Source organism: Limnoraphis robusta BA-68 BA1 (assembly GCF_034932365.1).
In the GTDB taxonomy this organism is placed as follows: Bacteria; Cyanobacteriota; Cyanobacteriia; order Cyanobacteriales; family Microcoleaceae; genus Capilliphycus; species Capilliphycus robustus.
Genome location: NZ_JAYGHR010000090.1, coordinates 38800 through 55089, shown reverse-complemented (window position 1 = coordinate 55089; position 16290 = coordinate 38800). Strand labels below are relative to the sequence as shown.

Annotated in this window: 10 protein-coding genes and 1 pseudogene; 5 read left to right on the top strand and 6 right to left on the bottom strand. The window is 41.7% G+C overall.

Features of this window, described 5'->3' with window-relative positions:
• Window positions 1-161: 161 nt before the first annotated feature.
• Window positions 162-1688, bottom strand: coding sequence for a hypothetical protein (locus VB836_RS26370; protein WP_323223993.1), 1527 nt, complete (start codon window positions 1686-1688; stop codon window positions 162-164).
• A 205-nt stretch (window positions 1689-1893) separates the two neighbouring features.
• Window positions 1894-5148, bottom strand: coding sequence for a BamA/TamA family outer membrane protein (locus VB836_RS26365; RefSeq protein WP_323223991.1), 3255 nt, complete (start codon window positions 5146-5148; stop codon window positions 1894-1896).
• A gap of 495 nt (window positions 5149-5643) precedes the next feature.
• Here VB836_RS26365 and VB836_RS30420 point away from each other — a divergent pair.
• The 4 genes and pseudogenes from VB836_RS30420 to VB836_RS26350 form a co-directional block, all read left to right on the top strand.
• Window positions 5644-5745: pseudogene (locus VB836_RS30420) on the top strand (BsuBI/PstI family type II restriction endonuclease); the annotation flags it as partial.
• Window positions 5746-5845: 100 nt separating this feature from the next.
• On the top strand, window positions 5846-6640 hold the full coding sequence (locus tag VB836_RS26360) for a hypothetical protein (protein WP_323223989.1): 795 nt from the start codon (window positions 5846-5848) through the stop codon (window positions 6638-6640).
• Window positions 6641-6644: 4 nt separating this feature from the next.
• Window positions 6645-7874, top strand: a complete 1230-nt coding sequence (locus VB836_RS26355; protein WP_323223987.1) for a TRM11 family methyltransferase — start codon at window positions 6645-6647, stop codon at window positions 7872-7874.
• Window positions 7875-8102: 228 nt separating this feature from the next.
• Window positions 8103-10178: a hypothetical protein gene (locus VB836_RS26350; protein WP_323223985.1), complete on the top strand. Its 2076-nt coding sequence runs from the start codon at window positions 8103-8105 to the stop codon at window positions 10176-10178.
• A gap of 269 nt (window positions 10179-10447) precedes the next feature.
• On the opposite strand, the gene VB836_RS26345 is transcribed toward VB836_RS26350, so the two are convergent.
• The 4 genes from VB836_RS26345 to VB836_RS26330 all read right to left on the bottom strand — a co-directional run bounded on the left by VB836_RS26345 (window position 10448) and on the right by VB836_RS26330 (window position 14536).
• Window positions 10448-11053 (bottom strand): hypothetical protein, encoded by a 606-nt coding sequence (locus VB836_RS26345; protein WP_323223983.1) that lies wholly within the window; start codon window positions 11051-11053, stop codon window positions 10448-10450.
• Window positions 11054-11071: 18 nt separating this feature from the next.
• Window positions 11072-11806 carry a phosphoribosylaminoimidazolesuccinocarboxamide synthase gene (gene purC, locus VB836_RS26340; RefSeq protein WP_323223981.1) on the bottom strand — a complete coding sequence of 245 codons (735 nt, stop codon included), beginning with the start codon at window positions 11804-11806 and terminating at the stop codon, window positions 11072-11074.
• A 119-nt stretch (window positions 11807-11925) separates the two neighbouring features.
• Complete coding sequence (gene glgX, locus VB836_RS26335; RefSeq protein WP_323223979.1) at window positions 11926-13983, bottom strand: glycogen debranching protein GlgX; 2058 nt, start codon at window positions 13981-13983, stop codon at window positions 11926-11928.
• A gap of 130 nt (window positions 13984-14113) precedes the next feature.
• Complete coding sequence (locus tag VB836_RS26330) at window positions 14114-14536, bottom strand: NUDIX hydrolase (protein WP_323223977.1); 423 nt, start codon at window positions 14534-14536, stop codon at window positions 14114-14116.
• Between the two features lie 56 nt (window positions 14537-14592).
• Here VB836_RS26330 and VB836_RS26325 point away from each other — a divergent pair, with 56 nt between their 5' ends.
• Window positions 14593-16287, top strand: a complete 1695-nt coding sequence (locus VB836_RS26325; RefSeq protein ID WP_323223976.1) for an FHA domain-containing protein — start codon at window positions 14593-14595, stop codon at window positions 16285-16287.
• Window positions 16288-16290: the final 3 nt, after the last annotated feature.

Here is a 16290-nt window from a genome sequence, read left to right as displayed (position 1 = left end):
CGCCTCCCGAGAGACTGATCTCTGCTTAAGTGGGGAAACCCAGTTGAGTAAGTCAACTCATAGAAAGAGGAAACCCAAACAGTGATGTTTGGAATCTCCGTCGTTTACGGCGGAGAGGATGTCAAACGAACTAGATGAGTCAAAACAGAAGATTCCAATCATTATGTTTGGTTAGTCTTACGCTTTAAGGCAGAGACTAAGCCAAACACAGCAAAAATAACGATGCTTGACGTTGAGGCAGGTTCTGGAACCGATTTAATTGATGAATTACTTAGCTCAGTTAATCGATAAAAATCTCCAGTCGTTTCTAGCAAAACACCTGCGGTTCCATCAGAAAAGTTGAAGAAACGCGGATCAGCTCGTCCGCCTGCCAACTCTAATAAGGATGTTTGATTTAACATCGAATCGAAAAGATTGACCCGAAAAACCGGAACGTTCTTCTCTGTTAGTGATGCAGTTGTGGCAAATACTTCACTCCTGGAGAGATCGCCGAAGAGTGAAGAGATCACATTAAAAGATAATGAACTCACTACAGGACCACTAACAGCAGAAAAGTTTGCCCCTTCTCGGCTGTATTGAGCCAATGGTTGTATAAAACCTGATTCTGGCTCGGGAGCATTTCCAACAGCCATCGGCCCGGCGAGATCGAGAGCAACACCTGAGCCGATGTAGAAAGTACCTTCACGGGCTAACCCATCAGAATTGCGTCCCCAACCAAAATTCTCAATTTCGTCTGTATTGTACAAGTCCAACAAAGAGACAAAGTTAACTTCCTCAGCAGTAAAGCTGCCGATATCAGCAAAGCCAAGTAAATTGAGTTCATCTGACATCGAATCAACAATTTGGAAGTGCTGGACATTCCTCACACCTTTTGCCGCCACCTCAAACGATCCGTTGTCAGGATTTACAATCAGAATTTTGCTCAGGTGAGAGTTATCATCTTGTGGGGCGAATCTCCCATCCAAACCAAAGGGAAGCGCATCTCCAGTCGCAAACAACAAACGACCGTCAGGCAATACTTCCAATGCTCCCCCAATGTGACCGCCGATGATTTGCGTTTCAAAGGCAGCAATCGCTTTCGGGTTCAAAAGCTTCTCGCCGTCAAAATTGTATTCGTACATCACCTGGAAATGGCTCGGCATGAGCCGATACACATCAGGTACAGGCCCGTCAGGTGTTTCCCCTGGAAGCGGGTCTGGGAGGGTGTATGTAGAATTTTGGCCGACTAATTCGGCGGGGACCGTAGAGGATGTATAGACTACAAAAACTTTGTTACCTGCGGCATTGGAAGCGACGTTGAGAATTGATTGTCGATTATCGAGTGTTAATCCTGCTGGCGCGTCATCAATTGTAATAACCTCAGAGATGCTATTGTTATCAAAGCGATAAATGGCATTGTTCTGATCCAGCAAGAATAGCTGATCTCCCACCGATACTGGCGATCCTAAATTTGGAGCATCCCCAAAGAAACCAGGCCCAAGCACAAATGGCATCCTGCCGACATAATCTATTTTAACGTTCAATTGTGAGTCACGAACCGAGTCTGGAGCTAATTCCTGACCAATGGCTGCCGTACCTGAAACTAAAAAAGCCCCCGCAATGGCTAACGCATTCGGAAGAAATCTTTTGAGCATAGGAAACCTGAGAATTAATAACAAACATTTCAATTTTGTTAGATTGTTGCTCACCTCCTATTTCTGTGTCAATAATAAATAGTCAACTTCATCGAATCTTCATATATGATTGAATAATTACTGCTAAGTAATCCCTAGAGTACCTTAGTTATGAAAGACTCGGGCTTCTTTAATAAAGTCTAATTCGGCGCCGATTTTTTACCCGGCTCCTATACTCCAAAAACCCGGTTTCTTATGAGTTACCGGGTTTTTATGAATCTTAGAACCGTTCACCCACCCCAAAGTGAATCCGTCCTTCGCCTTCATCACTCACCCCGTAGTCAATCCGAATCGGCCCCAAGGGAGACTGAATTCTCAAACCCGCACCTACACCCAAACCACTTCCGGGTTTACCCCGAATTCCCCCAGGGTTTCCAGGAACGGTACTTTGAGTGCCTAAAGCGCTCGCCCCATCAATAAATACAGCTCCCCCAACGATGAAGTTACTAATTGCCAATACGGGGAAGCGATACTCAATAGACGCCAGCACAAAGCTCCGAGCCGCCCCTAAATGACCTTCACGCCAACCTCGGACTGTATTTGCACCCCCCAAAGCAAAGGCTTCATAGGGCGGAAAATCTCCGATCATCGTTCCGGCTTGGAAGTTGAATGCAATGGTTTGAGGTCCACCAGGAACTAATTCTAGAAACTGCACCGGGAGATAGTAGCTATAAGTCGCCCGCAGACGATTAAAGGAAATACTACCCGAACCAACGGGAACCGCTTGCTCAGTTCCAAATCGAAACGCATAGCCAGAGGTGGGAAATTGCTGATTATTCCGGCGATCTCGAGCAATTCCAAATTGTACAGTCAACAGATCATCCTCACCCGAGGAGCTTTCACTCAGCAGTTTTCCTGCGTCATCTCGAGGGGTTGTGGTTAAGTCTGCATCCGCAATTTGAACGTGTTGGTACTGAAGACCGACCGAAGCCACCCAGTCTGGGTTTGTAAAGACATTTTCCGCAAAGGGACGTGTAAATGTAATTCCGCCCCCTGTCCTCACAACCCGAGGGCGATCGCCATTCGGTAGTCGAACGTTATCATCCTCGTCATCTTGTTCAAAAATAACCGAAATGGCTTGACGTCGGAAAATATTAGCAGTGTAGGAAGTCCGATAAGGATCTCCATCAATCCAAGGATCAGTAAAGCTAATATCGAGCAGAACAATCCGTTCACCGAGTTGAACTTCTGATCCTAAGCGTTGATTTCTACCGTTAATATTGAGTTCTTGATAACTCACCGTACCAAACAAACCTGTCGCCGAACTTACCCCACCCCCAAGAACTAGAGAACCTGTACTGCGTTCAACAACATTAACAATCATCACCGCTTTTCGGGGGTCTTCTTCTCCCGGTTCGAGTTGGAGTCGTACATCTTCAAAAATACCTAAACCGAAGACACGAGATAAATCTTGTTGAGCAGTTCTTTGATTAAAAACATCTCCCGCTTCTAACTCAATTTCACGAGTGATAATGTAATCTTGAGTTTTACCTTCTATCGGGTTTCCTTCTTCGTCTGTTTGTTCTCCCTCACTACTTAAAAACCTCACCCGAATATTTTCAATTTCTCCTTCAGCAACAACCAGTGTAACTGTTCCATCGGGTGTTACTTCTGGTGCTTCGATGACTTGAGCCAATACATAACCATTCTCTTGATACCAGGTATTAATTTTTTGAATGGCTTCTTCAATTTCATTCAGGTTAATCGTTCTGTTAAACTGACCTGCGAAGCTTTCCTCGACAACAGTCGGCGGTAATACACTATCGCCTTCAATAATAATGGCTTCTAAAGATGGGTTAGCTTCGACTTCAAAGGTAATTCGTACACCTAACGGAGTATCTTCTGGAATTGCACGAACGTTTCTGAAAAAGCCTAACGCGAAAATCGCATTAATATCTTGTTGGAGTTGAGAACGAGTTGTTGTGCGTCCGGGTACGGTTGAAATCGCATTATAAACTCTTTCCTCCAAAACCGGATCATCGGTTCCTTCAATTACCACTTCAGCAACCAAAACTTGAGCTTCAGGTTGGGCGTTTTGAGAAGGTCTTGGCGTTGGAGAAGGTGGCGGTGGAACAGGAACTACTGGTTCTGGAACGCTTGTAGGAGGCGGTTCGGGTATGGTGTTTTCGGGTGCAATTTCCGGTTCTATTTCCGGTGTCATTTCCGGTTGGGGTTCACCTTCTGGGGATGCTTGAGCGAGTTCCAAGGATTGTTGTTCTAAAGGTTCTCCTAACTGACTAGATTGAGTTTGAGTTGAATCAGAAACGGCTTGAATTTCTGAGTCAAATAAGACGGGTTCTGTTTGTTCTGCTTCTATTTTGTATAAAGTAATTTCTGAGTTGCTTTCTAGAGCAGATTTTGACTTGTTTAAAGCCAATTCTTCGGCAGATTCAACAAACTCCAGCTTCTCTTCTTCTAACTTATTGAGAGCCATTTCATCGGAGAATTCCTCAGATTTTGACTTATTTAAAGCCAATTCTTCGGCGGGTTCAACAAACTCCGGCTTCTCTTCTTCTAACTTATTGAGAGCCATTTCATCGGAGAATTCCTCAGATTTTGACTTGGTTAAAGCCAATTCTTCGGCGGGTTCAACGAACTCCGGCTTCTCTTCTTCTAACTTATTGAGAGCCATTTCATCGGAGAATTCCTCAGATTTTGACTTATTTAAAGCCAATTCTTCGGCAGATTCAACGAACTCCGGCTTCTCTTCTTCTAACTTATTGAGAGCCATTTCATCGGAGAATTCCTCAGATTTTGACTTATTTAAAGCCAATTCTTCGGCGGGTTCAACGAACTCCGGTTTCTCCTCTTCTAACTTATTGAGAGCCATTTCATCGGAGAATTCCTCAGATTTTGACTTGGTTAAAGCCAATTCTTCGGCGAGTTCAACGAACTCCGGTTTCTCCTCTTCTAACTTATTGAGAGCCATTTCATCGGAGAATTCCTCAGATTTTGACTTGGTTAAAGCCAATTCTTCAGAATTTTCTAAACCAGCAAAAACAGACTCAAATTGAACAGACTGTAAATCTTGTGTATCTAAAGAAAAAAGTTTGAGCTGCAAAAAATCAGATTGATTAAAAGAAACCGGAAAAAGAGACGGAAAACTTGGCTTAATCTTGTTAAAGATAAGATATTCGGAAACTTCTTGTCCAACAAAGAGTGATTTAGGTTGAGTAACCTCAGCTTTGTTTAAAGAAATTTCTAGAGAAGTTTGTAGTGTAGGATTAATAGCACTAAAAAACCTATTCTCACAAAAGGTTATCTCCCCTTCAGTCTCGCTTAAACCTAAAACGGGAGAAAAGTTAGCCTGAGTTGCAGACTGCGGTAACAGCCAATCTAAATGGAAATCATATGATATGTTTAATGGTTCTTGAGAATTAGCACAAACGGGAGACGTTTGAGCATTTGCAGAATTAGATAGCCCCACAGTTGCAGTCAACCCAAAAACTGCAACGAAAACAGGAGATAAGCGCATGTTGTTCACACTTTTGGACATCCACACACCGGAAAATCACTCATCAGTCATCAGCCATTGGCCAAAAGCAAGGAGATTCAGGAATCTCCACTCTTTGACACCCGACATCTGACAAACTGTGAAATTTTACCATTATGTGGGTACCCTAAAATCGGGAATTCGCAAACAGTACCCTCAAACCCTTGCTAGTACAGTCGGTTCAGCGACTTCGTGTTACCCGAAAATTAACCCAAACCCTCGCTGTTTTCAGGCTTTTTCCCGATCAAGGTTGAACCCCTGGCACCCCTAACGCTTTGAGGATGCTGCCATGCAATCAACTGACTCATCTCCTACTGTGGCTATTAATAGCTGATTTACCCTCAGTTTGGCCGTTCCTCACGAACAGTTTGTCCAGTTAGCGATCAGTGATACAGTAAACCAGAACTCTGACATTTGGGGACAACTTTACTTCTGGAACCGTCAAACTCAACAAAGAAATGACCGTTATCTGGCAGTTGGGAAACAGAAGTCTGGATATCCGATCAACCTGATCACATGATTCATTTCAACGGTGAAAGATTTCTTGGCCCGTATGAAGATCTAAAAACCCATTCTTAAAACTCTAAATCAGCAAATTTTACAGCATTTACAATTTTAAAATATTTCTGTGTTTACAATTATATTATAATAAGTTAGCTGAAATTATCAATAATTAATTGTGGTAGACGAACAGTTATATCTCAATAAATTTCTTAATCCTCTGAATATCTGTAAACGATATAAACCTAAATTGGGTCAAGGCAATAAACAGGAAGGATTAAATCTCACCCAGTTTCTATCACTTTATGGAGCTGATCCATTTTACTCATGGATTGGTCTTGACTCAGATTTAATGTATGCGGCTCATAAAGCTGCGGGTGGTATGACTTCTATTTATCGTCAGATTGGTCGAGGATGTGAAAACTTATTTAGGCAAATATTAATGGACTCTACAGGTTATGAAGATATAAAATATTCTACGTGGTCTTATACAACAAAAACGAAAACTAATAAAGATAAAGTGTTAACATTGGATGGTCGATTGGAACTTGCCAAAATTCAGAATTTAGAGATTAAAGCAAAAGTTTTTCAATGGATCGTCGATTATAGTCGTTTTCTAAATGTTCCTGTTCCAGCAAATGGAGCAGTCTTTGAGGTTCGCCAGGGATACAAAAGCAAAGATAGCAAGAGACAAAATGCTGATATAGATAATGTTGCTGTTGCTTGGGCTAATGGATATTTACCTGTTTTTGCAATATTCTCTTCTCAAATTGATGCTGATCTAGTGTTACGTTATCGCAATAGCCGAGGTGGAGTAATTATTGGAAACGTCTCCGGTAGTAGTATAACCTCTCTTTTTGTTTTTTGTAAAGATGTTTTAGATTATGATTTAGCAGACTTCTTCCAGAGAAACTCTGAATTAATCAAGAAAGAAATGTTAACGACACTAGAAATTTTATTGAGTGCAAAGTAAATTGATGTCACCGACTCTCAAGCAACGAGCAGATTATACTTTCAAATACAACTGTAGTTATGGGCGACATGGATGGCTGCGCTTGACTCCAGCTTATAGCGTGAAACTGGTTGAAAAACTATTAATGAGTGCGGAGCAAAACTTAATTATTCTTGATCCTTTTTCTGGAACAGCAACAACTGCACTTGTTGCGGCTGAAAACGCATATAAAGCTTTTACTTTTGACATCAATCCCTTTTTAGTTTGGCTGGGAAATATTAAATGCAAAAATTATTCTGAGGAGCAAATCATAAAGATTCGTCATAGTGTTAATAATGCTATCGTTGAATTTCAAGGCTGTATAGGAGAAAAGCACTGGATACCTAACATATTTAATATTGAACGCTGGTGGTCTATTCAAACATTGAAAATTATTTCTGCACTCAGATATACTTTGGTTAAACAATTTGGTGAACCTGAAAATAGTGCAGATAATGGAATTGTTTGGATTGCCTTTTGTCGGCTAGTCATTGAGACTTCATCGGCAGCATTTAATCATGTTTCAATGTCATTTAGTGAAACAGTAAACTCTTTTGAAGTTGAGCAGATTGAACAACTTTTTATTAATATCCTTGATTTGATATTGAAGTCTACTTCAAAACCTATTAAAGGTAGTGCGAAGGTAATTAGGGCAGATTCTCGTTGTGTGATTAATCTAAATGGAGTAAAAGTAGATCGGGTAATTACTTCACCACCTTATCCAAATCGAATCAGTTATATTCGTGAACTACGTCCCTATATGTACTGGACTAAATTTCTAAATGAAGCAAAAGAAGCGGGTGAAATAGATTGGATGGCAATTGGTGGAACTTGGGGAATTGCAACCAGTAGACTAAAATCTTGGCAGATAGATGAAGTTAATTTACTACCAGAATCGGTTTATAATGCGGTAGAAAATATTAGAAAATCAGAGGGTAAAAATGCCCATATTTTATCAATTTATGTGTTAAAATACTTTTATGATATGCACCTACATTTAAGCTCGCTTCGATATCTTCTCAAGGATGGTGCTAAGATTGATTATATCGTTGGCAATTCGACCTTCTTTGGTAATAGAGTTGATACGGCTAGTCTACTTGCTGAGTCTATGAAAATGCTAGGCTATAAAAAAATTAGCTTTGAAATCATTAGGAAACGAAATTGTAAAAAGGAATTATACGAGTATTGTGTCTCTGCAACTTGGGAAGAAGCTTAATATTTTGTTATGAGTTAAAGACGAATTACTTGTATAATATTGTCCGTGAGATTATTCAGTTGATTTATATAAAAATGTAACAAATTTATTTGATATATTTGTCCGCGCCAAATTAATCTCAGTTTCAACTAGGGCAAAGAAGCAACAACCATGATAAACTAGATTTGGGAATCAAACTTTCACTCTCAATATTCCAATTTGCAGAACTAAATCTAGGAAGATTTAATCATGGATCAACCTCGTATTTTTACTCAGAGCCGTCGTCATTTTCTGGGTAGTCTAGCTTTGGGTACTCTTGGCTTGATGGCGAAGGACTGGCTTTATCCCTCCCGTGCATTTGCAGATTCTTCAGCTTCAGCAAATAACACTTCAACTCGCGAAATTTATCACATTTTTGTTCCCTATACTGAAGCTCGTAGCGGGGGACAACAGATCATTACCTTACGTTCAGGAGAGACTCAACTAATATCAATTCCAGCAAAACTTCAAGACAATGACGAGAAAATGATTTCCAGGGTTGGTTTAGAAGGTGAAGATATTGTCGTCGTTTTCCATACTTTGTATGATAAGATTACAAGAATAGACTCTAAAATTTATGAAGAAATTGAAAAGACAAAATTCATAGAACAATCAAGTCAAGAAAAATGTAAGTCCGTTTACGAAGACATTGAAGATTCTAAATATATCAGCGATATAGAAGCGCTGGAATTACTCGATTATATGATTTATTCTTCATCAAAGCTAGATCCTCAGATTCAACAACGGTATGAAATCGCCAGCAAAAACTCCCGTTTAGTTGGAATTGAACAAGCGATCGCATCTGCGCTAGCCGAATCAAATTTAACGCAGAAAGAGAAGAAAACAATACGAGGAACCTGGGAATACGTCCGAGCGGGTGAACCCGTTCCCGATTTTAAAGCCCTGACCGATCTTGATACGATTATTACCAACTCTACCCTTCCTCTCACGATTCAACAAATTTACTCTCTTTCCAGCGCTACTTCCAGGGCTTTAACAGTTGACTTTATTTTAGTTAATTTCATCAAAGAAAGTCAAAAATTGAGTCCGGGTCGCCAGGAAGAATATCTGGCAGTTTACGATCAAGTTCGTGATGGTGGAACGATATCTGAATCCGATGTGGCGACTTTAACATCTTTAGACTCATTTATTGAAAAAGCCAATATTCCAGAAAATGCTAAAGTTGTTTATTTCCTCACCAGACAGCAAGATTCCAACACGGAAGTAAACTTTACAGAAAAAGTAAATGCTTTTATCCAAGATGCGGATGCACTTCAAGATCAATTGGACGCTGCTAAAAGCAGAGGAGGTGCAGTTGTACCCCAAGCAACTAGACTGCTAACAACAATCGGAGCAGAAACCGCAACAGGAGTCAGTATCAGCAGTTTGTCGGGAGCCGCAGCAACGAACGCGACATTAGCTTTCCTCGGCGGAGGTTCCGTCGCCGCAGGGGGTTTGGGAATGTTGGGGGGGTTGGTCGTCGCAACCGGAGGCGCCGCGTTAATTGGTGCCGCAGGACTGGTCTCGGTGGCGTTAGTCTCGCAAATGGATAGCCAAGACTTGACCAATTTGGGAGTTGCAGTCACGACAGGAACTCTGGCGGGTGCGGCGACTGTGTTTGCGGCTTGGACTGCGGCGAGCGCTTTGGGCGTTGCAGGTTCATTATCGGGCGCTGCGGCTATCACTGCAACGATGTCCGCTCTAGGTGGGCTGAGTGTAATGACAGGCGGCGCCGCTCTGGTTGCTTCTGGAACTGCCTTTTTAATTTGGTCATTTTTGGAGGGAGGAAAGAAACGAGATGGAAATATACTGCACCAGTTGGAAACTCGTATCTACACTTTAACAAAAGATCCAACACCTGCTTCTTTAGCAGCATTTTTGCAAGGAAAGGTTCGGCAAAAATATGGTTTAGACGAAGGGTTTTCTGCTCCGAACATCCCCCTGGATAAGCTGTCAAATGCTTTGTCTAGCTGGCTATCTCTCAACTTTAATGAACAAGTCATCGCACTGATCGATACCAGCGTGTGGGATGATGCTAAAGCGGGGGTTGCGTTTACCGATCAAAGAATTGTCTGGAAAGGTCAATTGGTAGACACTCACTCGATTGAATATCCAGATTTAGCCAAATTTTTCAATATGGATTTAGCGCAAGCATTATCTAATGAGGATAAGAGAGAGCATCTAGCTCAACTGGAGGAGTTGGCAAAAATCTTGTACGAGGATAAATATGAGAATGATTGGGTTCAGGTACTCAAAGAGGTTGGTCAAAGATACAGTTTAGCTTAGGATATTGTTCCTGACAAATCTCGCGATCGCCTCTTTCAAAATACTCTATTAATTAAGTTATTCTAGAGTGCGATCGCGTAGCCTCTTTCAATAAAAATTCCTTTTTTTAAACTGTTCCACTCCAATTTATCATATGATATCCGGTTGATTAATGCCTGTTATGGTGGGGGTGGGGCGGGTTTAACTCAATCTCGGAGTGGTCGCCCTCGATCTTCGGCTGAGGAGCGCCCCTACATCACAATCATTGATTAGTCGGATATCATATCACTTTAACCTAACAGAGAAACACCCTGAACTAAAATCCCCATAATTTTTGTTAAATCTCGCAAATAATACTCAACTAAATCAATACTAATTACCTGTTGATTTAGCTTGAGAAACTTCCAAATATTACCCGAAGTCACCACACCATAAATACTTTGAATTTGATTTCCTTCTCGTTCATTAAACAGTTGAGCCGCGATCATTTCAGCAATACATTGACCCAAACCACTGTTAATATTTTCTTTCTTGGCTTCTACCAACGTCACAACGGGCGATCGCACAAACAAAATTTCTCGCTCTCGACTGATGAGAAAATCACAAGTTCCGTTTAAACCCAATTCAGGAGCGACATTAAATTCCGTTCCCGAAAATAAGCTGATTTGGTCTTGCAATTGTCGTCTGAGTTCGAGTAAAATGGGAGCAATAATCAACTCAGAACGAGCTTTTTCTGTGCTAATTGCCAGAGCGAGAGGAACATTGTATTCTAAAGTTTGCAGTAGAAAAGAACTACATTCAACTTCGGGAATCTCTACAAACAAGTTAACCTGTTCTGATAGGGTTAAGTTAAATGTTTTGACGACTCGCTCTAGAGTAAATTCACTGTAAGACATCGCTCCCTATGTTCTATTTTAACTCATTTTTGTTTGGGCTAACACTCGTTCTAGAACTTGTTGATAAGCCGACTCCACATTTCCTAAATCGTGGCGAAATCTATCTTTATCCATCACCCTTAAATTGGGGTCTGTTTCGCCTTTATTCCACAAACGGCAGGTATCTGGACTAATTTCATCGGCGAGTACGAGTTGACCCTCTGACGTGTAACCAAATTCCAGTTTAAAGTCTACTAACGTAATCCCACATTGATCAAAAAACTCCGACAAAACTTGATTGATTTTCAGCGATAATGTTTTAATTTCGTCGAGTTGTTCGGGTGTGGCTAACTTCAGTAAAAATAAGCGATCGCCTGTTAGTAACGGATCACCCAATTCATCATTTTTGTAGCAATATTCGACTAAAGTGGGTTCTAAAACAGTCCCCACTGCAATTCCCGTTTGTTTACATAAACTTCCGGCGGCGATATTACGAACAATCACCTCTATCGGTACAATTTTAACTCGTTTGACTCTCATTTCATTCGGAGCAACCGTATCAATAAAATGAGTCGGAACTCCTTCAGCTTCTAAGAGTTTAAACAAGTGAGTCGAGATGGTATTGTTAATTTCACCCTTGCCTTGAATTGTCCCTCGTTTTTGAGCATTAAAAGCTGTCGCGTCATCTTTAAAATAGGCAAGCAATATTTCGGGATCATCTGTTGTGTAGACAATCTTCGCTTTCCCTTCGTATAGTTTTTGAGGAGCAGACATAGAAATTGATTAACTCTAGAGATGTGTTTACTGTTGAAATTATAAACAGAGAGAGGCTCCAATGGAACATCCAATTTGATTGGAGTTTGTCAACTGAGTTTTCACGGACAAACCCTTGTCTATTTTGCCATTAAAACAACCGATGAACGAGGATTAACTCGATAGCGAAGGGCTTTAACAGCCGGCGCCACTTTCACATCATAAAGATCATGGGGGGCTGCTAGCCCTGTATCGACAATTCTGTGCCAATATTGTCCAGAGGGCAAGTTAGGTAGCTCAAATGTTAAAGGTTCCCAATAAGAACTCAACATAATATGAAGATATTCTCCTGTATCGGGATGACGCAAACTAAAGGCTAAATAACGAGAACTTTCTCCCCAATTCGGTTTATCTAAACGCAGTCCATGCCAAGTAATATAGGGTAAATGTTTACCTTCAGCTTGCAAAATGGTGTTAATCCGGAACATATGTCGTTCTTGAGTAAAACGAATAATTCCCTTCATAAAACGCAGAATGTCAGCTTGTTTACCAATATCACTCCAGTCAAACCAACTCAGTTCATTATCTTGACAATAGGCGTTATTATTTCCGTGCTGGGTGCGTCGAACTTCATCTCCCATTAAAATCATCGGTGTTCCTTGAGAGACAAATAAAATTGTAAGAAAATTCTTAATTTGTTGTAGACGTAAAGCTTCTACCACTGGATTATCGCTTAACCCCTCTTCTCCACAGTTCCAACTCACATTATAATTACATCCATCCCGATTTTTTTCTCCGTTTGCTTCATTATGTTTCCCATTATAAGATACCAAATCATTAATCGTAAATCCATCATGGCAGGTAATAAAATTAATACTACAATGGGGTTCACGATCCGGTTGAGGATAAATATCAGGACTCCCCATGATTCTCGCCGCAAGCTGTTGAACTTTGCCTGGATCACTTTTAACAAAACTACGAACATCATCCCGATATTTTCCATTCCATTCGGTAAAGCGATCGCCTGCAAAAGAACCAACTTGATACAATCCTCCCGCATCCCAAGCTTCTGCAATCAGTTTCGTTCCGGCTAAAACGGGATCGGATTTAATAATCCATAAAATCGGTGCATCATCTATCGGATAACCATTTTTATCACGAGAAAAAATTGATGCCAAATCAAACCGAAAGCCATCGACGTGCATTTCTGAAACCCAATACCGCAAGCAATCTACAATCAACTGACCCGCAATTTCATAGTTAGCTTTAACTGTATTTCCACAACCACTATAGTTGCTATAATACTGCCCATCGTATTCCTCTAAAATATAATACAAGGCATTATCTAAGCCTCTAAAAGATAGCGTCGGGCCGTTGTGATTTCCTTCGGCTGTATGGTTAAATACAACATCCAGAATCACTTCTAATCCCGCTTTATGAAATGCTTTGACCATATCTTTAAATTCTTCGACTGGCCCAAGCGGATCACGACGGGAACTGTAACCCCGATGGGGAGCAAAAAAGGCAACAGTGCTATACCCCCAATAGTTTCTTAAAGGAAGAACAGCATCCTGTTCATCAAATTGGTGAACGGGCATTAATTCAACCGCCGTAATTCCTAAGTCTTTTAAATAAGGAATTTTTTCGACTAAACCTGCATAAGTGCCTCGTTTTTCTGGGGGAAGTCCCGAACTCGGATGGCGAGTAAAACCTCCAACATGAAGTTCATAAATAATCGTTTCTGAGTAGGGAATTCTTAGCGGTAAATCCCCTTCCCAGTCGTAAGCTTTCGGATCAACAACGACACTTTTAAACGCTTTAGCACAATTATCTCCGGGTTGCGATGCGGCACCCCGACTATAATTTTCATCATTAACAACAGCTTTAGCGTAGGGGTCAACTAATACTTTATCGGGATCAAAACGATACCCAGCTTCTGGAAAGAATAAGCCATCAGCCCGATATCCATAAATTTGTCCAGCTTGCATCCCCTCAATAAAAACGTGCCAATAATAAAACGTTCGATTAATATTGGGATCTAGGGGAATAACCTTATAAGGTTGAGCTGCATCTGGGGTATCAAATAGAAGTAACTCTAGAGATTTACAAGTTTTAGAGAAAATGCAAAAATTAACTCCATCCGGGTAAACTGTTGCACCCAAAGGATAGCTCATACCAGTCAGAACATTCATACTCATAAGCGTAGACTCCGTGATTAATTCTTGATTTCGATGACTCAACTGTTGTCTCAAAATAACCCTATTATAAAATGATCAATAAAAATAGACGATATTCAATTTTCCCGAAACTCAATGAACTGCTAACGCTCTAAAAATTGGCATCAAGGTTAGCCACCCGAACCTCAGCCTGAAAAAAATCTTCTAAAATTTGATTACACTCAAATGCTAGCTGAGTCTGCTGAATTTGAGAGCGACTAAAATAAGCCAAGCGTTGTCCTTCATTCAGTTTAACTTGATTTAGGTCTAAATTTAGAGATTGCCAAAAAACATATTCATCACAATCAACCCAGTGATATTTTCGCCAAAAGTAGACTTCCCCCACATCAACTTCTATTTCTTCTAACAGTTCTCGATGAATACAGTCTTTTGGAGATTCGCCATCTTCCTTAAATCCCCCTAACAAATTCCATGTATTGGGAAAGGGAATAGCACTTTTTTGATCCCGCAAAACCAGTAGAACTTGATGCAGATCGTTGAGTATAATGATTACACAACCAATCGGCTTTTTCATGTTAGACTAACAAAGAAATTCACTTTGCCTCTTAATTGAACATTGGTTTAAACTGAATGTCGCGTTCTGACAGTCCCTGCCTCAGTCTTGCAATCGCTCGCCTAAACACACGTGAAGCCAACCATTTCGCCACCTGGGTTGTACAGTCACCCTACCCGAGTGGGTATGTTCATCACGACTGCATTTTGCCAGAAACCCTCTCCCAGGCTTGGCAAGCTTGGTTAGAGATGTTTTCCCCCCAAAGTTTAGCGCAGATTTCCCCCCTTTCTTCTCCTCAACCGATGATTTCCCTGGCCTCCACAGACTCCAGCCAAAAGTTGAGTTACAGCAGTCGCCTGATGCAACATTTAGGCATTCATCTGTGGCAGTGGTTGTTCCAAGGCGCAATACAAAACAGTCTGCATCGCAGTCAAGGCATTGCCATCGGACAAGATCAACCCTTGCGAGTTCGACTCGATGTGCGAGAAGCTGACCTGATCCCTTTACCTTGGGAAATTATGCAACCCCAAGCAGGTCAACCCGCTATTTCTCTGAGTCAACAACTCCTGTTTAGCCGAACAACCAGTGATGTTAATCCTTTACCACAATATCAACCCGCTCAGTTGTTAAATATTTTACTGGTATTAGGACAGCCAGAAGCTGAAAGCAAAAACAGTCCAGGCTTACAACCCCTAGAAAAATCTTCTCAAATTCAACAATTGCAGTTAGAACAAGAAGCCCAACAATTAAGTCAAATTTTCACCACCTGTAGTTCCTCAACAGAAGACCCCTACCCAGACAACCCCGCCCCCTGTCGCGTCACCACCTTAATACAACCCAGCATCTCCCAACTGATCGCCCAACTGGAAACCGGAGAACATAACGTTTTATTTTACGGAGGTCACTGCATCCCCGCTCCCGATGGCGGCTTGTTATTTTTGCAACCCGATGTCACCCTCAACGGGACTGAACTCGCTCAAGTCCTCGTGCGCTGCGGTGTGGTCATGGCCGTGTTTAACGCCTGTTGGGGCGCTCATCCAGCCTTCGATCTGACACCCTCCCCAGAAGCCATTTTCCAAGCCATCCCCAGTAGCAGTTTAGCCAAAGTCTTAATTCATCATGGGGTTCCGGCTGTCTTGGGAATGCGAGACTCGATCACCGATCAAGAAGCCCTCAGCTTCATTCAAGCCTTCGCTCAAGCCCTCGTCGCCCGTAAACCCATCGATCAAGCCGTTGCGATCGCCAGACAGCATTTATTAACCCTTTATAAATTTAATCAACCCGCCTGGACGCTTCCGGTGTTGTATATGCACCCGGAATTTAGCGGAGAATTAATGCAACCCCTCGAAGAAATCAGAACAGAACTCCCCGTCAATTCTCCCACTTGGTTGGGCTATGTCTCTCCAAGGGCTTGGTTACGTCTACCCAGTCGCTTAGACAACGGGGAGACAGTCGCCCCGCAAATCTGGCCGCTCGAAGCCGGAAGTGTTCGAGTCGGGCGAGGAGAAGATAATGATATCGTGATTTCTGAACAATGGGTATCGAGTAAACACGCAGAAATCTTTTCTCGCAATAGTAACGATGATCGCAGCCAACCCAGCTTCTTTCTGCGCGATTTTTCCCGCTATGGCACCCTAGTCTTAGCAGAAACCGGATGGCTGCGAGTTCATCACCAAGAAGTTGCCTTAAAATCAGGAACTCAGTTAAAATTCGGCAGCTCCCAAGGTCAAGCATTAGAGTTTATGATCGACCCAGCCCAGCCCTCAATATAAGTC